The organism is Pseudomonas sp. Marseille-P9899, assembly GCF_903166565.1.
GTDB lineage: Bacteria > Pseudomonadota > Gammaproteobacteria > Pseudomonadales > Pseudomonadaceae > Aquipseudomonas > Aquipseudomonas huaxiensis.
Genome location: NZ_CAESCG010000007.1, coordinates 165,001 through 187,929 on the forward strand (window position 1 = coordinate 165,001; position 22,929 = coordinate 187,929).

Consider the following 22,929-nt stretch of genomic DNA (forward strand, 5'->3'; position numbering starts at 1 on the left):
CTTACCAAACCGATGCAAACTCCGAATACCTACAAGTGCCGAGCATGGGAGACACACGGCGGGTGCTAACGTCCGTCGTGAAAAGGGAAACAACCCAGACCGTCAGCTAAGGTCCCAAAGTTATGGTTAAGTGGGAAACGATGTGGGAAGGCTTAGACAGCTAGGAGGTTGGCTTAGAAGCAGCCACCCTTTAAAGAAAGCGTAATAGCTCACTAGTCGAGTCGGCCTGCGCGGAAGATGTAACGGGGCTCAAACCATACACCGAAGCTACGGGTATCACTTAGGTGATGCGGTAGAGGAGCGTTCTGTAAGCCTGTGAAGGTGAGTTGAGAAGCTTGCTGGAGGTATCAGAAGTGCGAATGCTGACATGAGTAACGACAATGGGAGTGAAAAACTCCCACGCCGAAAGACCAAGGTTTCCTGCGCAACGTTAATCGACGCAGGGTTAGTCGGTCCCTAAGGCGAGGCTGAAAAGCGTAGTCGATGGAAAACAGGTTAATATTCCTGTACTTCTAGTTATTGCGATGGAGGGACGGAGAAGGCTAGGCCAGCTTGGCGTTGGTTGTCCAAGTTTAAGGTGGTAGGCTGAGATCTTAGGTAAATCCGGGATCTTAAGGCCGAGAGCTGATGACGAGCGCTCTTAGAGCGCGAAGTGGTTGATGCCATGCTTCCAAGAAAAGCTTCTAAGCTTCAGATAACTAGGAACCGTACCCCAAACCGACACAGGTGGTTGGGTAGAGAATACCAAGGCGCTTGAGAGAACTCGGGTGAAGGAACTAGGCAAAATGGCACCGTAACTTCGGGAGAAGGTGCGCCGGCGAGGGTCAAGGACTTGCTCCGTAAGCCCATGCCGGTCGAAGATACCAGGCCGCTGCGACTGTTTATTAAAAACACAGCACTCTGCAAACACGAAAGTGGACGTATAGGGTGTGACGCCTGCCCGGTGCCGGAAGGTTAATTGATGGGGTTAGCTAACGCGAAGCTCTTGATCGAAGCCCCGGTAAACGGCGGCCGTAACTATAACGGTCCTAAGGTAGCGAAATTCCTTGTCGGGTAAGTTCCGACCTGCACGAATGGCGTAACGATGGCGGCGCTGTCTCCACCCGAGACTCAGTGAAATTGAAATCGCTGTGAAGATGCAGTGTATCCGCGGCTAGACGGAAAGACCCCGTGAACCTTTACTATAGCTTTGCACTGGACTTTGAATTTGCTTGTGTAGGATAGGTGGGAGGCTTTGAAGCGTGGACGCCAGTTCGCGTGGAGCCATCCTTGAAATACCACCCTGGCAACTTTGAGGTTCTAACTCAGGTCCGTTATCCGGATCGAGGACAGTGTATGGTGGGTAGTTTGACTGGGGCGGTCTCCTCCTAAAGAGTAACGGAGGAGTACGAAGGTGCGCTCAGACCGGTCGGAAATCGGTCGTAGAGTATAAAGGCAAAAGCGCGCTTGACTGCGAGACAGACACGTCGAGCAGGTACGAAAGTAGGTCTTAGTGATCCGGTGGTTCTGTATGGAAGGGCCATCGCTCAACGGATAAAAGGTACTCCGGGGATAACAGGCTGATACCGCCCAAGAGTTCATATCGACGGCGGTGTTTGGCACCTCGATGTCGGCTCATCACATCCTGGGGCTGAAGCCGGTCCCAAGGGTATGGCTGTTCGCCATTTAAAGTGGTACGCGAGCTGGGTTTAGAACGTCGTGAGACAGTTCGGTCCCTATCTGCCGTGGACGTTTGAGATTTGAGAGGGGCTGCTCCTAGTACGAGAGGACCGGAGTGGACGAACCTCTGGTGTTCCGGTTGTCACGCCAGTGGCATTGCCGGGTAGCTATGTTCGGAAGAGATAACCGCTGAAAGCATCTAAGCGGGAAACTTGCCTCAAGATGAGATCTCACTGGAGCCTTGAGCTCCCTGAAGGGCCGTCGAAGACTACGACGTTGATAGGTTGGGTGTGTAAGCGCTGTGAGGCGTTGAGCTAACCAATACTAATTGCCCGTGAGGCTTGACCATATAACACCCAAGCAATTTGACTGCTTCTGGAGACAGAGCACCGAATTGTGGTGGTGAAGACGAAACGCTCGAAAATTCGTGAACCCACAAAACATCACATACCCGATTTGCACGGACGTCGAAAGGCGGACGAGCACACAGAATTTCTTGACGACCATAGAGCATTGGAACCACCTGATCCCATCCCGAACTCAGCAGTGAAACGATGCATCGCCGATGGTAGTGTGGAGCTTCTCCATGTGAGAGTAGGTCATCGTCAAGATTAAATTCCGAAACCCCTATCTGCGTATGCAGGTAGGGGTTTTGTCTTTTCCGGCTTTTTATCTCAGGACTGCTATTTGCCCAGTTCCGAGTACGCATTTCATTTGCTGCTTCTTTGCGCCATCTAGTGCTCTTCTGTTTTCTATGCAATCTCCTTGTGCATGGCTATCATGCCTGCCTCATTGTGAGTCGAGATTGGCATGCTGAAGTTGTTAAAACTCCTGAAAGATGGTCGATTTCATTCGGGCGAAGCCTTGGGGGCGGCGTTGGGGGTGAGTCGGAGCGCGGTGTGGAAACAGTTGCAGCTCCTGGAGTCCGAGTTGAACCTGACGGTCTACAAAGTCCGGGGACGGGGCTATCGGCTGTCGACGCCTTTGTTGCTGCTGGATGCAGAAAGCATTGCTCAGGCGTCGGCCGGAATTAGCTGGCCGGTATTGATTCATGATGAAATCGACTCGACCAATGCCGAGGCATTGCGATTGATTGCTGCCGGGCAAGCCGCGCCCTTCCTGGTGCTGGCCGAGCGGCAGACCGCAGGCCGCGGGCGTCGTGGTCGTTCCTGGGTAAGCCCGTTTGCGGAAAACCTCTATTTCAGCCTGGTTTTGCGAATAGAGGGCGGTATGCGCCAGTTGGAAGGGCTCAGTCTGGTGGTAGGGCTCGCGGTCAGGCAGGCGTTGTTATCTATTGGTGTTGCGTCGGCTGGTTTGAAGTGGCCAAACGATGTACTGGTAGATGATCGTAAAATAGCCGGAATCCTTCTGGAGCTGGTGGGTGATCCTGCTGACGTCTGTCATGTCGTGCTTGGCATCGGGATCAACGTCAACATGCGCGAGGCGGAAGTTGATCAGGCCTGGACGTCAGTCAACCTGGAGACGGGGCGGATGAGTGACCGAAACACCTTGGCTGCATTGCTTTGCGATAACCTCGAGCGCTATTTGGCCCGGCACCGCGAGAAGGGTTTTTCCAGTATGCGAGAGGAGTGGGAGGCGGCTCACCTATGGCAGGGTCGGGCTGTGTCGCTGGTTGCTGGGGTGAACAGTATCGACGGGGTTGTGGTGGGTATTGATGGCCAGGGAGCTTTGCGCCTTCAGGTTGCTGGTGTGGAAAAGAGCTTTAGTGGTGGTGAACTCAGCTTGAGGTTGCGCGATGATTCTTGAGCTTGATTGTGGGAATAGCTTTATCAAGTGGCGCGTTATTCAGGGGAGCGGTGCGGTTCTCCTTGGTGGCGTGGTTGACTCGGACGAAGCCTTGCTCCTCGCTGTTCGCGAGGCAGGTCTGGCTCCAGAACATTGCCGCTTGGTGAGTGTGCGTAGTGAAGAAGAGACGTCGCTCCTGGTGTCGGCTCTGGTCGCGGCATTCGGCTTGACGGTCAAGAAGGCTGTTCCGGCGAAAAGCCTGGCTGGTGTTCGGAATGGTTATGTGGACTATGAGCGCCTGGGGCTCGACCGCTGGCTCGCACTGCTGGGTGGCTATCATCTCGCCAAGACTGCCAGTGTAGTCATTGATCTCGGGACGGCTGTCACCTCGGACTTTGTCACCGCTGCAGGTGAGCATCTCGGTGGATTCATTTGTCCGGGCATGCCTTTGATGCGAAATCAGCTACGCACGCATACTCGTAGAATTCGCTACGACGGTGCCTCGGCCCAGCAGGCGCTGGAATGTCTTGAGCCGGGCCGTTCTACAGTAGAGGCGGTCGAGCGTGGCTGCACCTTGATGCTGCAGGGATTTGTCCTGACGCAGCTTCAGGAGGCGCATCGGCTTTGGGGGGATGACTTCGCGTTGTTCATAACGGGCGGTGATGCGGCACTGGTGCACCAGGTGGCACCGCTGGCTCGGATCGTGCCCGATCTGGTCTTTGTTGGGCTTGCCATTGCTTGTCCGTTGGACTGAGGTGCGTATGCGTTGGCTGTTTCTTTTATTCCTGGTTCTGAACGTCTTCTATTACATCTGGCACCAGCAGGAAGCGCCGCTTAGGGCGAAAGAGGTCGAGTCGCTCTCTCTTTATAAGGGCAGCCAGCAGGATATCCGTCTCTTGAGCGAGGCTGAGCAGCTCAAGTCGGAAAAGCAGTGCATGTATCTCGGCGGTCTGGAGACGCCAGAAGTGCTGGAGGTGCTGCGGCAGCGGTTGACTGCCCTGGATATCTCATCCCGAAAAGTGGTGGGGAGGATAATTGACAATCCGGGTTGGTGGCTTCAAGTCAGGCCTGAGAGCCAGCGTTTACTGGATGAAACCCTGGTTGCGACTCTTTCCCGCGATTTCAAAGACTTAAAGAGTAAAATAATGCAGTGCGAGGGTATTGCAACCGTCGAATAGTTTGCATAGAATGGCGCCCGCTTCACAGGGATAACCACTAAGTGGTTGACCTAAGAAGTAGCTGTCAAATAGCTAACCTCAAGATTTTAAAGAGAAAAAGCTTGACAGTAGGTGGGCAAAGATAGAAAATGCCGACCAAGCTCAGGAGGGGTTCCCGAGCGGCCAAAGGGATCAGACTGTAAATCTGACGTCTACGACTTCGAAGGTTCGAATCCTTCCCCCTCCACCATTTTAGCGAGAGCCGCAAGCTCCGCGGGTATAGTTTAGTGGTAGAACCTCAGCCTTCCAAGCTGATGATGCGGGTTCGATTCCCGCTACCCGCTCCAAGTTTGCTGTTTTTGCAACATGTGTTTCGCTCTTGTAGCTCAGTTGGTAGAGCACACCCTTGGTAAGGGTGAGGTCAGCGGTTCAAATCCGCTCAAGAGCTCCATATAACAAGGCAGATATGAAAATATCTGCCTTTGTTTTAATGGTTGGTATCACAGCTAAATTCTTCTGTTAGAGGATGGTGTCGATGGCTAAGGAAAAGTTTGAGCGTAATAAGCCGCACGTTAACGTTGGTACCATTGGTCACGTTGACCATGGCAAGACTACGTTGACTGCAGCGCTTACTCGTGTCTGCTCCGAGGTTTTCGGTTCGGCCAAGGTCGAGTTCGACAAGATCGACAGCGCTCCGGAAGAGAAAGCTCGTGGTATCACCATTAACACTGCGCACGTGGAATATGATTCGGCAGTGCGTCACTACGCTCACGTTGACTGCCCAGGTCACGCTGACTATGTGAAGAACATGATCACCGGTGCTGCCCAGATGGATGGCGCGATCTTGGTTTGCTCGGCCGCCGATGGTCCGATGCCACAAACCCGTGAGCACATCCTGCTGTCCCGTCAGGTTGGCGTTCCGTACATCGTGGTCTTCCTGAACAAGGCTGACCTGGTAGACGACGCTGAGCTGCTGGAACTGGTCGAGATGGAAGTTCGCGACCTGCTGTCCACCTATGACTTCCCAGGCGACGACACTCCGATCATCATCGGTTCGGCTCGTATGGCGCTGGAAGGCAAAGACGACAACGAAATGGGCACCACCGCTGTCAAGAAGCTGGTTGAGACTCTGGACAGCTACATCCCAGAGCCTGAGCGTGCTATCGACAAGCCGTTCCTGATGCCAATCGAAGACGTATTCTCGATCTCGGGTCGTGGTACCGTTGTTACCGGTCGTATCGAGCGTGGTATCGTCCGCGTTCAGGATCCGCTGGAAATCGTTGGCCTGCGTGACACCACCACCACTACCTGTACTGGTGTTGAGATGTTCCGCAAGCTGCTGGACGAAGGTCGTGCTGGCGAGAACTGCGGCGTTCTGCTGCGTGGCACCAAGCGTGACGACGTTGAGCGTGGCCAGGTTCTGGTCAAGCCAGGTTCGGTCAAGCCGCACACCAAGTTCACCGCAGAAGTTTACGTTCTGAGCAAGGAAGAAGGCGGTCGTCACACTCCGTTCTTCAAAGGCTACCGTCCACAGTTCTACTTCCGTACTACTGACGTGACCGGTAACTGCGAGCTGCCAGAAGGCGTTGAAATGGTAATGCCAGGCGATAACATTCAGATGACTGTTACCCTGATCAAAACCATCGCGATGGAAGATGGTCTGCGCTTCGCTATCCGTGAAGGCGGTCGTACCGTCGGCGCCGGCGTCGTAGCTAAAGTAATCGAATAAGTAGTTGATTTAACTCTATCAGGCCGGTATATTGGTCGGCCTGATTAAGCTTTTAGGTCAGTAGCTCAATTGGCAGAGCGACGGTCTCCAAAACCGTAGGTTGGGGGTTCGATTCCCTCCTGACCTGCCAGATTCGCCTCGTGCATCTGGCTTTCTTTTCACAGGACCTTTCCGTATGACTTCCAAGTCTGAAGCCCAAGACTCTCGTTTTGATTTGCTCAAGTGGCTTGCTGTTGTTGCTTTGGTGGTCGTGGGCGTTGTGGGTAATCAGTATTACTCAGCCTCTCCAGTCCTGTATCGCGTAATCGTCCTGCTCGTCCTTGCTGCTGCTGCTGCCTTCGTTGCGCTGCAGACGGTGAAGGGCAAGTCGTTCTTTGCGCTGGCTAAGGAAGCTCGCACCGAGATTCGTAAAGTCGTATGGCCAACCCGCCAAGAGACTACGCAGACCACGCTTATTGTAGTGGCTGTTGTTCTGGTCATGGCGCTGCTGTTGTGGGGGCTTGACTCCCTGCTCGGCTGGTTGATTTCCTTGATTGTTGGCTAAGGGTGTCCTGTGGCTAAGCGTTGGTATGTTGTGCATGCTTACTCGGGCTACGAGAAGCATGTTATGCGCTCCCTGGTTGAGCGTGTGAAGCTGGCTGGTATGGAAGAAGGCTTCGGCGAGATTCTGGTTCCCACTGAAGAAGTGGTTGAAATGCGTAATGGCCAGAAGCGCAAAAGCGAGCGTAAATTCTTCCCTGGCTACGTGCTGGTTCAGATGGAAATGAACGAAGGGACTTGGCACTTGGTCAAGGATACCCCTCGTGTCATGGGCTTCATCGGCGGAACGGCGGATAAGCCGGCCCCGATTACCGATAAAGAAGCTGAGGCTATTCTGCGCCGCGTTGCTGATGGCAGCGACAAGCCGAAGCCGAAGACTCTGTTCGAGCCGGGTGAAGTGGTTCGTGTTGTCGACGGTCCGTTTGCTGACTTCAACGGTACGGTCGAAGAGGTTAACTACGAGAAGAGCCGTCTGCAGGTTGCAGTGCTCATTTTCGGTCGCTCTACTCCGGTAGAGCTCGAGTTCAGCCAGGTCGAAAAGGTCTAGTTGAGCGACGCATCCCACACCCCGCAGCCAGCGAGCTGCGGGGTTTTTTCGTCACTGGGATAAAACGCAAGTAAACCGGGGAGCCATTTGGCGCTTGTACCCGATATTGGAGTAGCTCATGGCTAAGAAAATTACGGCTTACATCAAGCTGCAGGTTAAGGCCGGCCAGGCCAACCCAAGTCCACCCGTCGGTCCAGCTCTGGGTCAGCACGGCGTGAACATCATGGAGTTCTGCAAGGCTTTCAACGCCCGTACTCAGGGTCAGGAAGCAGGTCTGCCGACCCCTGTAATCATCACCGTTTACAGCGACCGCAGCTTCACTTTCGAAACCAAAAGCACCCCTGCTTCGGTTCTGCTGAAAAAGGCCGCCGGCCTGTCCAGCGGTTCTGCGCGCCCTAACACCGTCAAGGTGGGTACTGTGACCCGTGCTCAGCTGGAAGAGATCGCCAAGACCAAGTCTGCCGATCTGACCGCTGCTGACCTGGATGCAGCCGTGCGTACCATCGCCGGTTCTGCTCGCAGCATGGGCCTCAACGTGGAGGGTGTGTAATGGCTAAGCTGACCAAGCGTCAAAAGGCGATCGCTTCTAAAGTAGAAGCGGGCAAAGCCTACAACTTCGAAGACGCAGCAAAGCTGCTGGCTGAACTCTCTACTGTAAAGTTCAGCGAGTCCGTCGACGTTGCTGTCAACCTCGGTGTTGACCCGCGTAAATCCGACCAGGTCGTTCGTAGCGCTACCGTGCTGCCTCACGGCACTGGCAAGACTGTACGCGTAGCTGTCTTCACCCAGGGTCCTGCTGCTGAAGCCGCTCTGGCTGCCGGCGCTGACCGTGTAGGTATGGACGATCTGGCTGCCGAAATGAAAGCCGGCGACCTGAACTATGACGTCGTTATTGCTTCCCCGGACGCAATGCGTGTTGTAGGTCAACTGGGTCAGGTTCTGGGTCCTCGCGGCCTGATGCCTAACCCGAAAGTTGGTACCGTGACTCCAGACGTCGCTGGCGCTGTCAAAAACGCCAAGGCTGGTCAGGTTCGTTATCGCACCGACAAAAACGGCATCATCCACACCTCCGTTGGCAAAGTCGGCTTTGAAGCTGACAAGCTGAAGGAAAACGTTGAAGCACTGATCGCTGATCTGAAGCGTATCAAGCCAGCTTCCTCGAAAGGTATCTACGTCAAGCGCGTTACCCTGAGCACCACTATGGGCCCAGGTCTGGTCATCGATCAGAGCTCGCTGGACGCGTAATGAAACGGCGGGGTGAGTAATCACCCCATCGTTGAAAAAATTGGGGTCCCTGCCTGGCGGGGGCTATCCAAGACCGTAGGCGGCGCAAGCCTTAAACCCAAAGCCTACGCAGATGGTGCTCCCGGTTCCTTACCGAATCAGACACCAAAACGACATCCGGCTTCGGCCAGATGAAACGGTAACAAGCAGGAGTTAAACCCGTGGCAATTAGACTCGAAGACAAGAAGGCCATCGTCGCTGAAGTCAACGAGGCTGCCAAAGTCGCTCTGTCTGCTGTCGTGGCTGATGCCCGTGGCGTGACTGTAGGCGCAATGACCGGACTCCGTAAAGAGGCTCGTGAAGCTGGCGTATACGTACGTGTAGTACGTAACACCCTGCTCAAGCGCGCTGTTGCTGACACTGAATACAGTGTCCTCAACGACGCCTTCACCGGCCCGACCCTGATTGCTTTCTCCAACGAACACCCGGGCGCTGCTGCTCGTCTGTTCAAAGAGTTTGCCAAGGGTCAGGACAAGTTCGAGATCAAGGCAGCTGCGTTCGAGGGCAAGTACCTCGCAGCAAACGAGATCGACGTGTTGGCATCGCTGCCGACCCGTGACGAAGCCATTGCAAGGCTGATGAGCGTGATTCAAGGCGCTACCAGCAAGCTGGCTCGTACTCTGGCGGCCATTCGCGACCAGAAAGAAGCTTCTGCTGCCTAAGGCACCGAAAGCGCTTTCAAAATCATACGTTTAATTTGATGGCTGCGTAGGCTGTCACCCCAATACAGGATTCAAGTCATGTCTCTGACTAACGAACAAATCATCGAAGCAATCGGCCAGAAAACCGTTCTGGAAGTTGTTGAGCTGATCAAAGCAATGGAAGAAACCTTCGGCGTTACCGCTGCTGTTGCCGCTGCTGGCCCAGCTGCTGCTGCTGCCGTTGTTGAAGAGCAAACCGAGTTCAACGTTGTTCTGGTTGAAGCCGGCGAGAAGAAAGTCAACGTGATCAAGGCCGTTCGTGAACTGACCGGTCTGGGCCTGAAAGAAGCCAAAGAGAAAGTTGACACCGCTCCTCAAGTCGTAGCTGAAGGCGTTTCGAAAGAAGCTGCTGAAGACGCTAAGAAGAAGCTGGAAGAAGCAGGCGCTAAAGTCGAAGTTAAGTAATTTCGACTTTGCGACTCCAGCCCAAGCGTTAAGCAAACGGCTGATGGCTGGTGGCTCTTGCCACCGGCCTTTTTCCGTTATTGGCTGCCGGTCAGGCCGGCGCCGATAACGAGATGCAACCACCGACGATGGTGGCGCAAACCAAGGGGTTTGCACGATTTTCTGGCTACTCCCGCCGGGGGGGCCAAACAAGCAGGTGACCAAGCTGGGGAACGCTGATGGCTTACTCATACACTGAGAAAAAACGTATCCGCAAGGACTTTAGCAAGTTGCCGGACGTCATGGATGTGCCTTACCTCCTGGCCATCCAGCTGGATTCGTATCGTGAATTCTTGCAAGCGGGAGCGACCAAAGATCAGTTCCGCGACGTGGGCCTGCATGCGGCCTTCAAATCGGTTTTCCCGATCATCAGCTACTCCGGCAATGCTGCCCTGGAGTACGTTGGCTATCGTCTGGGCGAACCGGCCTTTGATGTCAAAGAATGCGTACTGCGTGGCGTAACCTATGCCGTTCCGCTGCGGGTAAAGGTCCGTCTGATCATTTTCGACAAAGAATCGTCGAACAAAGCGATCAAGGACATCAAAGAGCAAGAAGTCTACATGGGTGAAATTCCCCTGATGACTGAGAACGGTACCTTCGTTATCAACGGTACCGAGCGTGTAATCGTTTCCCAGTTGCACCGCTCGCCAGGTGTGTTCTTCGACCACGACCGTGGCAAGACTCACAGCTCCGGCAAACTGCTGTACTCCGCGCGTATCATTCCTTACCGCGGTTCGTGGTTGGACTTCGAGTTCGACCCGAAAGACTGCGTGTTCGTCCGTATCGACCGTCGCCGCAAGCTGCCGGCGTCGGTGCTGCTGCGTGCGCTGGGCTATAGCACTGAAGAAGTGCTGGACGCCTTCTACACCACCAACGTATTCCATGTGTCCGGCGAGAAGCTGAGCCTGGAGCTGGTGCCTCAGCGCCTGCGTGGTGAAATCGCGGTGATGGACATCCAGGACGAGAACGGCAAGATCATTGTCGAGCAAGGTCGTCGGATCACTGCCCGCCACATCAACCAGTTGGAAAAATCTGGCGTCAAGCAACTGGAAGTGCCGATGGAGTACTTGCTGGGCCGCACCACCGCGAAGGCGATCGTGCACCCGGCTACCGGCGAAATCCTTGCCGAGTGCAACGTCGAGCTGACCACTGAGCTGCTGATCAAGATCGCCAAGGCTCAAGTTGTCCTCATCCAGACGCTGTACACCAACGACATCGACTGCGGTCCGTTCGTCTCGGATACCCTGAAGATCGACTCCACCAGCAACCAACTGGAAGCGCTGGTCGAGATCTATCGCATGATGCGTCCTGGCGAGCCGCCAACCAAGGACGCCGCAGAAACCCTGTTCAACAACCTGTTCTTCAGTGCCGAGCGCTACGACCTGTCTGCCGTAGGCCGCATGAAGTTCAACCGTCGTATCGGTCGTACCGAGATCGAAGGTTCGGGCGTGCTGAGCAAGGAAGATATCGTCGAGGTTCTGAAGACTCTCGTCGACATCCGTAACGGCAAAGGCATCGTCGACGACATCGACCACCTGGGTAACCGTCGTGTTCGCTGTGTAGGCGAGATGGCCGAGAACCAGTTCCGCGTTGGCCTGGTGCGTGTTGAGCGCGCGGTCAAAGAGCGTCTGTCGATGGCCGAAAGTGAAGGCCTGATGCCTCAGGACCTGATCAACGCCAAGCCAGTTGCAGCCGCGGTCAAAGAGTTCTTCGGCTCCAGCCAGCTCTCGCAGTTCATGGACCAGAACAACCCGCTTTCCGAGATTACCCACAAGCGTCGTGTCTCTGCACTCGGCCCTGGTGGTTTGACTCGTGAGCGCGCAGGCTTCGAAGTCCGTGACGTACACCCGACTCACTACGGTCGCGTTTGCCCGATCGAGACCCCTGAAGGTCCGAACATCGGTCTGATCAACTCCCTGGCGGCCTATGCTCGCACCAACCAGTACGGCTTCCTGGAAAGCCCGTACCGTGTGGTTAAAGAGGGCGTGGTTACCGACGAGATCGTGTTCCTGTCGGCGATCGAAGAAGCTGATCACGTCATCGCACAGGCTTCGGCCGCGATGAACGAGAAGAAGCAGCTGATCGATGAGCTGGTAGCTGTTCGTCACCTGAACGAATTCACCGTCAAGGCACCAGAAGATGTGACCCTGATGGACGTTTCGCCGAAGCAGGTAGTTTCGGTTGCTGCGTCGCTGATTCCGTTCCTCGAGCACGACGACGCCAACCGTGCGTTGATGGGTTCGAACATGCAGCGTCAGGCTGTACCAACCCTGCGTGCAGACAAGCCGCTGGTAGGTACCGGCATGGAGCGTAACGTTGCTCGCGACTCCGGCGTTTGCGTCGTGGCCCGTCGTGGCGGCGTGATCGACTCCGTTGATGCCAGTCGTATCGTTGTTCGTGTTGCAGATGACGAAGTTGAAACCGGCGAAGCTGGTGTCGACATCTACAACCTGACCAAGTACACCCGCTCGAACCAGAACACCTGCATCAACCAGCGTCCGCTGGTCAGCAAAGGTGATGTGGTCAAGCGCAGCGACATCATGGCCGACGGCCCGTCCACCGACATGGGTGAACTGGCACTGGGTCAGAACATGCGTATCGCGTTCATGGCGTGGAACGGCTTCAACTTCGAAGACTCCATCTGCCTGTCCGAGCGTGTTGTTCAGGAAGACCGCTTCACCACGATCCACATCCAGGAACTGACCTGTGTGGCGCGTGACACCAAGCTTGGCCCAGAGGAAATCACCGCGGACATCCCGAACGTGGGTGAAGCTGCGCTGAACAAGCTGGACGAAGCCGGTATCGTCTACGTTGGTGCCGAAGTCGGCGCCGGTGACATCCTGGTCGGTAAAGTCACGCCAAAAGGCGAGACCCAACTGACTCCGGAAGAGAAGCTGCTGCGCGCAATCTTCGGTGAGAAGGCTAGCGACGTTAAAGACACCTCCCTGCGCGTGCCGACCGGCACCAAGGGTACCGTCATTGACGTACAGGTCTTCACCCGTGATGGCGTCGAGCGCGACAGCCGTGCGCTGTCCATCGAGAAGATGCAGCTGGACGAGATCCGCAAGGACCTGAACGAAGAGTTCCGTATCGTTGAAGGCGCAACCTTCGAGCGTCTGCGTTCCGCGCTGAACGGTCAGGTAGTCGATGGTGGTGCGGGCCTGAAGAAAGGCACCGTGGTCACCAACGAAGTCCTGGACGGTCTGGAGCACGGCCAGTGGTTCAAACTGCGCATGGCTGAAGATGCGCTGAACGAACAGCTGGAAAAAGCTCAGGCCTACATCGTTGATCGCCGCCGTCTGCTGGACGACAAGTTCGAAGACAAGAAGCGCAAACTGCAGCAAGGCGATGACCTGGCTCCAGGCGTGCTGAAGATCGTCAAGGTCTACCTGGCGATCCGTCGTCGCATTCAACCGGGCGACAAGATGGCCGGTCGTCACGGTAACAAAGGTGTGGTCTCCGTGATCATGCCGGTCGAAGACATGCCGCACGACGCCGACGGTACTCCGGTCGACGTGGTTCTGAACCCGCTGGGCGTACCTTCGCGTATGAACGTTGGTCAGATCCTCGAAACCCACCTGGGCCTCGCAGCCAAAGGTCTGGGCGAGAAGATCAACCGCATGCTCGAAGAGCAGCGCAAGGTCGCAGAACTGCGTGGCTTCCTGACTGAGATCTACAACGAGATCGGCGGTCGTCAGGAAAACCTGGAAGAATTTACCGACCAGGAGATCCTCGAGCTCGCTGGCAACCTGAAGAAGGGCGTGCCTATGGCCACCCCGGTCTTCGACGGTGCCAAAGAGAGCGAGATCAAGGCCATGCTCAAGCTGGCTGACATGCCAGAGAGCGGCCAGATGGTGCTGTTCGACGGTCGTACCGGCAACAAGTTCGAGCGTCCAGTGACCGTTGGTTACATGTACATGCTCAAGCTGAACCACTTGGTGGACGACAAGATGCACGCGCGTTCCACTGGTTCTTACAGCCTGGTTACCCAGCAGCCGCTGGGTGGTAAGGCGCAGTTCGGTGGTCAGCGTTTCGGGGAGATGGAAGTGTGGGCGCTGGAAGCATACGGCGCGGCATACACCCTGCAAGAAATGCTCACAGTGAAGTCGGACGACGTGAACGGCCGGACCAAGATGTACAAAAACATCGTGGACGGCGATCACCGTATGGAGCCGGGCATGCCCGAGTCCTTCAACGTGTTGATCAAAGAGATCCGTTCGCTCGGTATCGATATCGATCTGGAAACCGAATAACACGTGACGCGAATCGGGGGCGTGGCTGAAAAGCCCGCTCCCTGCTCCGCCAGGAGGAAAGGCCTTGAAAGACCTACTGAATTTGCTGAAAAACCAGGGTCAAGTCGAAGAGTTCGACGCCATCCGTATCGGACTGGCCTCGCCTGAGATGATCCGTTCGTGGTCGTTCGGTGAAGTAAAAAAGCCGGAAACCATCAACTACCGTACGTTCAAGCCTGAGCGTGACGGCCTGTTCTGCGCCAAGATCTTTGGCCCAGTCAAAGACTACGAGTGCCTGTGCGGCAAGTACAAGCGCCTGAAGCACCGTGGTGTGATCTGTGAGAAGTGCGGCGTTGAAGTCGCGCTGGCGAAGGTTCGTCGTGAGCGCATGGCTCACATCGAGTTGGCTTCTCCGGTTGCCCACATCTGGTTCCTGAAGTCCCTGCCGTCCCGTATCGGCCTGCTGATGGACATGACCCTGCGTGATATCGAACGCGTTCTCTATTTCGAGAGCTATGTCGTTATCGACCCGGGCATGACCACCCTGGAAAAAGGCCAGCTGCTGAACGACGAGCAGTACTTCGAAGCGCTGGAAGAGTTCGGTGACGATTTCGATGCCCGTATGGGTGCCGAGGCTGTCCGCGAGCTGCTGCACGCTATCGACCTGGAGCACGAGATTGGCCGCCTGCGCGAAGAAATTCCGCAGACCAACTCGGAAACCAAGATCAAGAAGCTGTCCAAGCGTCTGAAACTGATGGAAGCCTTCCAGGGCTCGGGCAACCTGCCTGAGTGGATGGTCCTGACCGTTCTGCCGGTTCTGCCGCCAGATCTGCGTCCTCTGGTTCCGCTGGATGGCGGTCGCTTCGCGACTTCCGACCTGAACGACCTGTATCGCCGCGTAATCAACCGTAACAACCGTCTGAAGCGCCTGCTCGATCTGTCCGCTCCGGACATCATCGTGCGCAACGAAAAGCGCATGCTGCAGGAAGCGGTCGACGCCCTGCTGGACAACGGTCGTCGCGGTCGCGCAATCACTGGTTCGAACAAGCGTCCTCTGAAGTCCCTGGCTGACATGATCAAGGGTAAACAGGGTCGTTTCCGTCAGAACTTGCTCGGTAAGCGCGTTGACTACTCCGGTCGTTCGGTAATTACCGTAGGCCCGACCCTGCGTCTGCATCAGTGCGGTCTGCCGAAGAAGATGGCCCTGGAACTGTTCAAGCCGTTCATCTTCGGCAAGCTGGAAATGCGTGGTCTGGCGACCACCATCAAGGCTGCCAAGAAGATGGTCGAGCGCGAGCTGCCAGAGGTCTGGGACGTTCTCGCTGAAGTGATTCGCGAACACCCCGTACTGCTCAACCGTGCACCGACCCTTCACCGTTTGGGTATCCAGGCCTTTGAACCGGTTCTGATCGAAGGTAAGGCTATCCAGCTGCACCCTCTGGTCTGCGCCGCGTACAACGCCGACTTCGACGGTGACCAAATGGCCGTGCACGTGCCGCTGACGCTGGAAGCCCAGCTGGAAGCGCGCGCGCTGATGATGTCGACCAACAACATCCTGTCGCCAGCCAACGGTGAGCCAATCATCGTTCCTTCGCAGGACGTTGTACTGGGTCTGTACTACATGACCCGTGAAGCCATCAACGCCAAGGGCGAAGGTCGCGTGTTCGCTGACCTGCAGGAAGTCGACCGCGTATTCCGCGCCGGCGAAGCTGCCCTGCACGCGAAGATCAAGGTTCGTATCAACGAAACCGTGAACGACCGTGATGGTGGCAGCGTCAAGAACACCCGTATCGTCGACACCACTGTCGGCCGTGCGCTGCTGTTCCAGGTTGTGCCGCCAGGTCTGTCGTACGACGTGGTCAACCAGCCTATGAAGAAAAAGGCGATCTCCAAGCTGATCAACCAGTGCTACCGCGTGGTTGGTCTGAAAGAGACCGTGATCTTCGCTGACCAGCTGATGTACACCGGTTTTGCCTACTCGACCATTTCCGGCGTCTCCATCGGTGTTAACGACTTCGTTATCCCGGATGAGAAGGCCCGCATCATCGGTACCGCAACTGATGAAGTGAAGGAAATCGAGAGTCAGTACGCCTCCGGCCTGGTTACCCAGGGCGAGAAGTACAACAAGGTCATCGACTTGTGGTCGAAGGCGAACGACGAAGTTTCCAAGGCGATGATGGCCAACCTCTCGAAAGAGAAAGTCATCGACCGCGAAGGTAACGAAGTCGAGCAGGAATCGTTCAACTCGATGTACATGATGGCTGACTCCGGTGCCCGGGGTTCGGCTGCTCAGATCCGTCAGTTGGCGGGTATGCGTGGTCTGATGGCCAAGCCGGACGGCTCGATCATCGAGACGCCGATCACCGCGAACTTCCGTGAAGGTCTGAGCGTACTCCAGTACTTCATCTCGACTCACGGTGCTCGTAAAGGTCTGGCGGATACCGCGTTGAAAACCGCGAACTCCGGTTACCTGACCCGTCGTCTGGTAGACGTTGCCCAGGATCTGGTCGTGACCGAGATCGACTGCGGCACCGAGCAGGGTCTGCTGATGACGCCGCACATTGAAGGCGGCGACGTGGTCGAGCCGCTGGGTGAGCGCGTACTGGGCCGTGTTATCGCCCGCGACGTGTTCAAGCCAGGCACCGACGACGTGATCGTTCCGGCCGGTACCTTGGTCGACGAGAAGTGGGTTGAGTTCATCGAACTGAACAGCATCGACGAAGTAATCGTCCGCTCGCCAATCAGTTGCGAAACCCGCTACGGCATCTGCGCCAAGTGCTACGGCCGTGATCTGGCCCGTGGTCACCAGGTGAACATCGGTGAAGCTGTCGGCGTTATCGCTGCGCAGTCGATCGGTGAGCCGGGTACCCAGCTGACCATGCGTACGTTCCACATCGGTGGTGCTGCAAGCCGGACCTCGGCTGCCGACAGCGTCCAGGTGAAGAACGGCGGTATGGTCCGTCTGCACAACCTGAAGCAGGTTGAGCGTGCTGATGGCAACCTGGTCGCGGTGTCGCGTTCCGGTGAGCTGGCCATTGCCGACGAATTCGGTCGTGAGCGTGAGCGTTACAAGCTGCCTTACGGTGCGGTGATTTCGGTCAAGGAAGGCGACAAGGTCGACGCTGGCGCAATCGTCGCCAAGTGGGACCCGCACACCCACCCGATCGTTACCGAAATGAAAGGTACCGTGACCTTCGTGGGCATGGAAGAAGGCATCACGATCAAGCGTCAGACAGACGAACTGACTGGCCTGACCAACATCGAGGTTCTGGACGTCAAAGACCGTCCGGCTGCAGGTAAGGAAATCCGTCCTGCAATCAAGATGGTCGACGCCAATGGCAAGGATCTGCTGCTGCCAGGTACCGACGTACCGGCACAGTACTTCCTGCCGGCGAACGCCCTGGTCGGTGTGGCGGACGGTTCTCAGATCGGTGTTGGTGACGTTATCGCGCGTATCCCGCAAGAAACGTCGAAGACCCGTGACATCACCGGTGGTCTGCCGCGTGTTGCTGACCTGTTCGAAGCGCGTCGTCCGAAAGAAGCTTCGATTCTTGCGGAAGTCAGCGGCACCATCGCATTCGGCAAGGAGACCAAAGGCAAGCGCCGTCTGGTCATCACTCCGAACGACGGTACCGATCCGTACGAAGAGCTGATTCCGAAGTGGCGTCACCTGAACGTCTTCGAAGGCGAGCAAGTGAACCGCGGCGAAGTTATCTCCGACGGTCCGAGCGATCCGCATGACATCCTGCGTCTGCTGGGTGTGAGCGCGCTGGCCAAGTACATCGTCAACGAGATTCAGGACGTTTATCGTCTGCAAGGCGTGAAGATCAACGACAAGCACATCGAGACCATTCTGCGTCAGATGCTGCGTAAAGTTGAGATCAGCGAGTCTGGCGACTCCACCTTCATCAAAGGTGACCAGATGGAGTTGACTCACGTGCTGGTCGAAAACGAGCGTCTGGCTGCCGACGACAAGTTCGTGTCCAAGTTCTCGCGCGTGCTGCTGGGTATCACCAAGGCCTCGCTGTCCACCGAATCGTTCATCTCGGCGGCCTCCTTCCAGGAGACCACCCGAGTTCTGACCGAGGCGGCGGTAACCGGCAAGCGCGATTACCTGCGCGGCCTGAAAGAAAACGTGGTCGTGGGTCGTCTGATCCCGGCCGGTACTGGTCTGGCATACCACAGCGAGCGCAAGCGTCGCCGTGATGCCGACAAGCCGCTGCGCGTAAGTGCCAGTGAGGTGGAAGCCGCACTGACCGAAGCGCTGAATTCCAGCGGTAACTGACAGTAGAGCAGGGCCTCGGCGGATCTTCTTCAGTCATCGGTGACATGAATTGTCACCGATGACCGGAGTCGGTAAGCCGGGGCCTTGTCTTGACTGAGTACAAGATCCTCTTTAGACTCTTGTACCCCTAAATTTGGTAGGGCTCTGCCCTGCCAATTTATGCTTTCTTGCAAGACAATAGCGTCGCAAGACAACAGTGGAGCTAGTAGATGGCAACTATCAACCAGCTGGTACGTCAGCCGCGTAAGCGTACCGTCGAGAAATCCGACGTACCTGCGCTGCAGAACTGCCCGCAACGTCGTGGCGTGTGCACCCGTGTGTACACTACTACGCCGAAAAAACCTAACTCGGCACTGCGTAAAGTATGCCGTGTGCGTCTGACCAACGGTTTCGAGGTTTCCTCGTACATCGGCGGTGAAGGCCACAACCTGCAAGAGCACAGCGTCGTACTGATTCGCGGCGGCCGTGTAAAAGACTTGCCAGGTGTTCGTTACCACACTGTTCGCGGCTCTCTGGATACCTCGGGCGTTAAAGGCCGTAACCAGGGTCGTTCGAAGTACGGTACCAAGCGTCCGAAGTAATTGGTCGCTTGTAGTAGTTCATTCATTTTTTTGAGTCGATAAGAGTAAGGTCGGGCGCAAAACCTCAAGAGGGTGGATGTCCCGGGCTAACCTGAAGACCGTTTGAGGGCTTATCAATGCCAAGACGTCGTGTAGCAGCCAAGCGTGAGATTCTGGACGATCCGAAATACGGAAGCCAGATCCTCGCCAAGTTCATGAACCACGTGATGGAAAGCGGCAAAAAGGCCGTTGCCGAGCGTATCGTTTACGGTGCGCTGGACAAGGTCAAAGAGCGCAAGAACAGCGATCCCCTGGAAATCTTCGAGAAAGCTCTCGACGCCATCGCTCCGCTGGTCGAAGTGAAGTCGCGCCGTGTTGGCGGTGCTACTTACCAGGTTCCTGTTGAAGTTCGTCCATCCCGTCGTAACGCTCTGGCAATGCGCTGGTTGGTAGACTACGCCCGCAAGCGTGGCGAGAAGTCCATGGCTCTGCGCCTGGCCGGCGAATTGCTGGATGCTGCTGAAGGCAAAGGTGCTGCAGTCAAGAAGCGTGAAGACGTACACCGTATGGCCGAAGCCAACAAAGCGTTCTCGCACTACCGCTTCTAATTCTGGCATCACTATTTTCGCGAGGGCTTTATGGCTCGTACTACACCAATCAACCGCTACCGTAACATTGGTATTTGCGCGCACGTTGATGCGGGTAAAACTACCACTACCGAGCGGATCCTGTTCTACACAGGCCTGAGCCACAAAATGGGCGAGGTGCATGATGGCGCCGCGACCACCGACTGGATGGTGCAGGAGCAGGAGCGGGGTATTACCATTACCTCCGCTGCTGTTACCACTTTCTGGCAGGGTTCCCGTGGTCAGTACGACAACTATCGCGTAAACGTCATCGATACCCCTGGCCACGTTGACTTCACTATTGAAGTTGAGCGTTCGCTGCGCGTACTTGACGGTGCGGTCGTTGTGTTCTGCGGTACCTCCGGCGTTGAGCCGCAGTCCGAAACCGTATGGCGTCAAGCCAACAAATACGGTGTTCCACGCGTTGTTTACGTGAACAAAATGGACCGTGCCGGTGCCGACTTCCTGCGCGTCGTAGGTCAGATCAAGAACCGTCTGGGTCACACTCCGGTTCCTGTTCAGCTGGCCATCGGTTCGGAGGAGAACTTCCAGGGTCAGGTCGATCTGATCAAGATGAAGGCTATCTACTGGAACGACGACGACAAAGGCACCACCTATCGCGAGGAAGAAATTCCTGCTGATATGCTGGACCTGGCTGAAGAATGGCGTGCCAACATGGTTGAGGCTGCTGCCGAAGCCAACGAAGAACTGATGAACAAGTACCTTGAAGAAGGTGAGCTGACCGTCGAAGAGATCAAGGCAGGCCTGCGTGCGCGCACCCTGGCTAGCGAGATCGTTCCGGCTGTTTGTGGTTCTTCCTTCAAGAACAAGGGCGTTCCTCTGGTTCTCGATGCTGTTATCGACTTCCTGCCTGCTCCGACCGAGATTCCTGCGATCAAGGGTATCCACCCAGACCTGATCGAGAAGCCAAAGGACGAGCTGGTCGAGGCTGACTACGACGAGCGTCATGCAGATGACAGCGAACCGTTCTCGGCTCTGGCGTTCAAGATTGCTACTGACCCGTTCGTGGGTACCCTGACCTTCGTGCGCGTTTACTCGGGCATGTTGCAGTCTGGCGACTCCGTGATCAACTCGGTCAAGGGCAAGAAAGAGCGCGTTGGTCGTATGGTGCAGATGCACGCCAACCAGCGTGAAGAAATCAAGGAAGTTCTGGCGGGCGACATCGCTGCCCTGATCGGCATGAAGGACGTCACCACTGGTGACACTCTGTGCAACGCCGACAAGCCAATCATTCTTGAGCGTATGGACTTCCCGGAGCCTGTGATCTCGGTAGCTGTTGAGCCGAAGACCAAGCAGGACCAGGAAAAGATGGGTATCGCGCTGGGCAAGCTGGCTCAGGAAGACCCGTCGTTCCGCGTCAAGACCGATGAAGAAACCGGCCAAACCATCATCTCCGGTATGGGCGAGCTTCATCTGGACATCCTTGTTGACCGCATGAAGCGCGAATTCAACGTTGAAGCCAACATTGGTAAGCCGCAGGTTTCGTACCGCGAGCAGATCAGCAAGGACAACGTCGAGATCGAAGGCAAGTTCGTTCGTCAGTCCGGTGGTCGCGGTCAGTTCGGTCACTGCTGGATTCGCTTCTCGCAGCCATCCGTAGACGCTCAGGGCAACATTACCGAAGGTCTGGAATTCACCAACGAAGTTGTAGGTGGTGTGGTTCCTAAGGAATACATCCCGGCGATCCAGAAGGGTATCGAAGAGCAGATGAAGAACGGCATTGTTGCCGGCTATCCGCTGATCGGCCTGAAGGCAACCGTGTTCGATGGTTCCTACCACGACGTCGACTCCAACGAGATGGCGTTCAAGGTGGCTGCCTCCATGGCGACCAAGCAACTGGCTGCCAAAGGTGGCGGTAAAGTGCTTGAGCCGATCATGAAGGTAGAAGTAGTAACCCCAGAGGACTACATGGGTGACGTGATGGGTGACCTGAACCGTCGTCGTGGTCTGATCCAAGGTATGGAAGACTCGGTCTCCGGCAAGGTGATCCGTGCTGAGGTGCCGCTGGGTGAAATGTTCGGTTATGCGACCGACGTTCGTTCCATGTCTCAGGGTCGCGCGAGCTACTCCATGGAATTCTCCAAATACTCCGAAGCTCCGGCGAATATCGTCGAAGCGCTCGTTAAAAAACAAGGCTAATCCAGCCCTTTAGGCAAGAGGTTCACTGTCGTGGCTAAAGAAAAATTTGATCGTTCCCTTCCCCACGTTAACGTCGGCACTATCGGCCACGTTGACCATGGTAAGACCACTCTGACTGCAGCTCTGACTCGCGTCTGCTCCGAAGTTTTCGGTTCGGCAGTCGTTGAGTTCGACAAGATCGACTCGGCTCCAGAAGAGAAAGCGCGCGGTATCACCATCAACACCGCTCACGTTGAGTACAACTCGAAGATTCGTCACTACGCTCACGTTGACTGCCCAGGTCACGCTGACTATGTGAAGAACATGATCACCGGTGCTGCCCAGATGGACGGCGCGATCCTGGTTTGCTCGGCCGCTGATGGTCCGATGCCACAAACCCGTGAGCACATCCTGCTGTCCCGTCAGGTTGGCGTTCCGTACATCGTGGTCTTCCTGAACAAGGCTGACCTGGTAGACGACGCTGAGCTGCTGGAACTGGTCGAGATGGAAGTTCGCGACCTGCTGTCCACCTATGACTTCCCAGGCGACGACACTCCGATCATCATCGGTTCGGCTCGTATGGCGCTGGAAGGCAAAGACGACAACGAAATGGGCACCACCGCTGTCAAGAAGCTGGTTGAGACTCTGGACAGCTACATCCCAGAGCCTGAGCGTGCTATCGACAAGCCGTTCCTGATGCCAATCGAAGACGTATTCTCGATCTCGGGTCGTGGTACCGTTGTTACCGGTCGTATCGAGCGTGGTATCGTCCGCGTTCAGGATCCGCTGGAAATCGTTGGTCTGCGTGACACCACCACCACTACCTGTACTGGTGTTGAGATGTTCCGCAAGCTGCTGGACGAAGGTCGTGCTGGCGAGAACTGCGGCGTTCTGCTGCGTGGCACCAAGCGTGACGACGTTGAGCGTGGCCAGGTTCTGGTCAAGCCAGGTTCGGTCAAGCCGCACACCAAGTTCACCGCAGAAGTTTACGTTCTGAGCAAGGAAGAAGGCGGTCGTCACACTCCGTTCTTCAAAGGCTACCGTCCACAGTTCTACTTCCGTACTACTGACGTGACCGGTAACTGCGAGCTGCCAGAAGGCGTTGAAATGGTAATGCCAGGCGATAACATTCAGATGACTGTTACCCTGATCAAAACCATCGCGATGGAAGATGGTCTGCGCTTCGCTATCCGTGAAGGCGGTCGTACCGTCGGCGCCGGCGTCGTAGCCAAAATCATCGAGTAATTTCGATCGATGAAAAAACCCCCGCTTAGCGGGGG

General features: G+C 56.0%; 16 protein-coding genes, 4 tRNA genes and 2 rRNA genes (1 of these 22 only partly in view). All 22 read left to right on the forward strand.

Annotation, left to right across the window (positions count from 1 at the left end):
- A 23S ribosomal RNA gene (locus HWV67_RS26990) occupies positions 1-2,008 on the forward strand (it extends 882 nt beyond the left edge of the window).
- Positions 2,009-2,154: 146 nt separating this feature from the next.
- Positions 2,155-2,270: ribosomal RNA gene (gene rrf, locus HWV67_RS26995) — 5S ribosomal RNA — on the forward strand.
- A gap of 199 nt (positions 2,271-2,469) precedes the next feature.
- Positions 2,470-3,426, forward strand: coding sequence for a bifunctional biotin--[acetyl-CoA-carboxylase] ligase/biotin operon repressor BirA (gene birA, locus HWV67_RS27000; protein ID WP_175653474.1), 957 nt, complete (start codon positions 2,470-2,472; stop codon positions 3,424-3,426).
- Positions 3,416-4,159, forward strand: coding sequence for a pantothenate kinase (locus HWV67_RS27005; protein WP_175653475.1), 744 nt, complete (start codon positions 3,416-3,418; stop codon positions 4,157-4,159). The genes birA and HWV67_RS27005 overlap by 11 nt, the downstream gene beginning before the upstream one ends.
- Before the next feature lie 7 nt (positions 4,160-4,166).
- Positions 4,167-4,583 (forward strand): hypothetical protein, encoded by a 417-nt coding sequence (locus HWV67_RS27010; protein ID WP_110973502.1) that lies wholly within the window; start codon positions 4,167-4,169, stop codon positions 4,581-4,583.
- 144 nt (positions 4,584-4,727) lie between these two features.
- Positions 4,728-4,812 (forward strand) — tRNA-Tyr (locus tag HWV67_RS27015).
- A 23-nt stretch (positions 4,813-4,835) separates the two neighbouring features.
- Positions 4,836-4,909: transfer RNA gene (locus HWV67_RS27020), tRNA-Gly, on the forward strand.
- A 28-nt stretch (positions 4,910-4,937) separates the two neighbouring features.
- Positions 4,938-5,013, forward strand: a tRNA-Thr gene (locus tag HWV67_RS27025).
- 84 nt (positions 5,014-5,097) lie between these two features.
- Positions 5,098-6,291 carry an elongation factor Tu gene (gene tuf / locus HWV67_RS27030; RefSeq protein ID WP_175653476.1) on the forward strand — a complete coding sequence of 398 codons (1,194 nt, stop codon included), beginning with the start codon at positions 5,098-5,100 and terminating at the stop codon, positions 6,289-6,291.
- Positions 6,292-6,345: 54 nt separating this feature from the next.
- Positions 6,346-6,421, forward strand: a tRNA-Trp gene (locus HWV67_RS27035).
- Between the two features lie 45 nt (positions 6,422-6,466).
- Positions 6,467-6,835, forward strand: a complete 369-nt coding sequence (secE, locus tag HWV67_RS27040) for a preprotein translocase subunit SecE (RefSeq protein WP_175653477.1) — start codon at positions 6,467-6,469, stop codon at positions 6,833-6,835.
- 9 nt (positions 6,836-6,844) lie between these two features.
- Positions 6,845-7,378: a transcription termination/antitermination protein NusG gene (gene nusG, locus HWV67_RS27045; protein WP_095160014.1), complete on the forward strand. Its 534-nt coding sequence runs from the start codon at positions 6,845-6,847 to the stop codon at positions 7,376-7,378.
- A gap of 118 nt (positions 7,379-7,496) precedes the next feature.
- A complete protein-coding gene (gene rplK / locus HWV67_RS27050; protein WP_110973397.1) occupies positions 7,497-7,928 on the forward strand; it encodes a 50S ribosomal protein L11 in 432 nt (143 codons plus the stop codon).
- On the forward strand, positions 7,928-8,623 hold the full coding sequence (gene rplA / locus HWV67_RS27055; RefSeq protein WP_095160012.1) for a 50S ribosomal protein L1: 696 nt from the start codon (positions 7,928-7,930) through the stop codon (positions 8,621-8,623). Before rplK ends, rplA begins: the two co-directional genes overlap by 1 nt.
- Positions 8,624-8,823: 200 nt before the next feature.
- Complete coding sequence (rplJ, locus tag HWV67_RS27060; protein WP_110973399.1) at positions 8,824-9,324, forward strand: 50S ribosomal protein L10; 501 nt, start codon at positions 8,824-8,826, stop codon at positions 9,322-9,324.
- Positions 9,325-9,402: 78 nt separating this feature from the next.
- A complete protein-coding gene (rplL, locus tag HWV67_RS27065) occupies positions 9,403-9,768 on the forward strand; it encodes a 50S ribosomal protein L7/L12 (protein ID WP_054916699.1) in 366 nt (121 codons plus the stop codon).
- Positions 9,769-9,986: 218 nt separating this feature from the next.
- A complete protein-coding gene (gene rpoB / locus HWV67_RS27070; protein WP_095160010.1) occupies positions 9,987-14,060 on the forward strand; it encodes a DNA-directed RNA polymerase subunit beta in 4,074 nt (1,357 codons plus the stop codon).
- Positions 14,061-14,124: 64 nt separating this feature from the next.
- A complete protein-coding gene (rpoC, locus tag HWV67_RS27075; protein WP_095160009.1) occupies positions 14,125-18,324 on the forward strand; it encodes a DNA-directed RNA polymerase subunit beta' in 4,200 nt (1,399 codons plus the stop codon).
- A 209-nt stretch (positions 18,325-18,533) separates the two neighbouring features.
- Positions 18,534-18,905 carry a 30S ribosomal protein S12 gene (gene rpsL / locus HWV67_RS27080; RefSeq protein ID WP_003257088.1) on the forward strand — a complete coding sequence of 124 codons (372 nt, stop codon included), beginning with the start codon at positions 18,534-18,536 and terminating at the stop codon, positions 18,903-18,905.
- 116 nt (positions 18,906-19,021) lie between these two features.
- Positions 19,022-19,492, forward strand: coding sequence for a 30S ribosomal protein S7 (gene rpsG / locus HWV67_RS27085; RefSeq protein ID WP_008089143.1), 471 nt, complete (start codon positions 19,022-19,024; stop codon positions 19,490-19,492).
- Positions 19,493-19,522: 30 nt separating this feature from the next.
- Positions 19,523-21,670: an elongation factor G gene (gene fusA / locus HWV67_RS27090; protein ID WP_175653478.1), complete on the forward strand. Its 2,148-nt coding sequence runs from the start codon at positions 19,523-19,525 to the stop codon at positions 21,668-21,670.
- Positions 21,671-21,700: 30 nt separating this feature from the next.
- The gene (gene tuf / locus HWV67_RS27095; RefSeq protein ID WP_095160007.1) at positions 21,701-22,894 is read left to right on the forward strand and encodes an elongation factor Tu; all 1,194 of its coding nucleotides are present in this window, start codon (positions 21,701-21,703) and stop codon (positions 22,892-22,894) included.
- The last annotated feature ends 35 nt before the right edge of the window (positions 22,895-22,929 follow it).

What these genes read in the sequence shown, in the direction of transcription:
- birA (WP_175653474.1), top strand. Translation starts at nt 2,470, where the DNA reads ATGCTGAAGTTGTTAAAACTCCTGAAAGATGGTCGATTTCATTCGGGC.
- HWV67_RS27005 (WP_175653475.1), top strand. Translation starts at nt 3,416, where the DNA reads ATGATTCTTGAGCTTGATTGTGGGAATAGCTTTATCAAGTGGCGCGTT.
- HWV67_RS27010 (WP_110973502.1), top strand. Translation starts at nt 4,167, where the DNA reads ATGCGTTGGCTGTTTCTTTTATTCCTGGTTCTGAACGTCTTCTATTAC.
- tuf (WP_175653476.1), top strand. Translation starts at nt 5,098, where the DNA reads ATGGCTAAGGAAAAGTTTGAGCGTAATAAGCCGCACGTTAACGTTGGT.
- secE (WP_175653477.1), top strand. Translation starts at nt 6,467, where the DNA reads ATGACTTCCAAGTCTGAAGCCCAAGACTCTCGTTTTGATTTGCTCAAG.
- rplK (WP_110973397.1), top strand. Translation starts at nt 7,497, where the DNA reads ATGGCTAAGAAAATTACGGCTTACATCAAGCTGCAGGTTAAGGCCGGC.
- rplA (WP_095160012.1), top strand. Translation starts at nt 7,928, where the DNA reads ATGGCTAAGCTGACCAAGCGTCAAAAGGCGATCGCTTCTAAAGTAGAA.
- rplL (WP_054916699.1), top strand. Translation starts at nt 9,403, where the DNA reads ATGTCTCTGACTAACGAACAAATCATCGAAGCAATCGGCCAGAAAACC.
- rpoB (WP_095160010.1), top strand. Translation starts at nt 9,987, where the DNA reads ATGGCTTACTCATACACTGAGAAAAAACGTATCCGCAAGGACTTTAGC.
- rpsL (WP_003257088.1), top strand. Translation starts at nt 18,534, where the DNA reads ATGGCAACTATCAACCAGCTGGTACGTCAGCCGCGTAAGCGTACCGTC.
- rpsG (WP_008089143.1), top strand. Translation starts at nt 19,022, where the DNA reads ATGCCAAGACGTCGTGTAGCAGCCAAGCGTGAGATTCTGGACGATCCG.
- fusA (WP_175653478.1), top strand. Translation starts at nt 19,523, where the DNA reads ATGGCTCGTACTACACCAATCAACCGCTACCGTAACATTGGTATTTGC.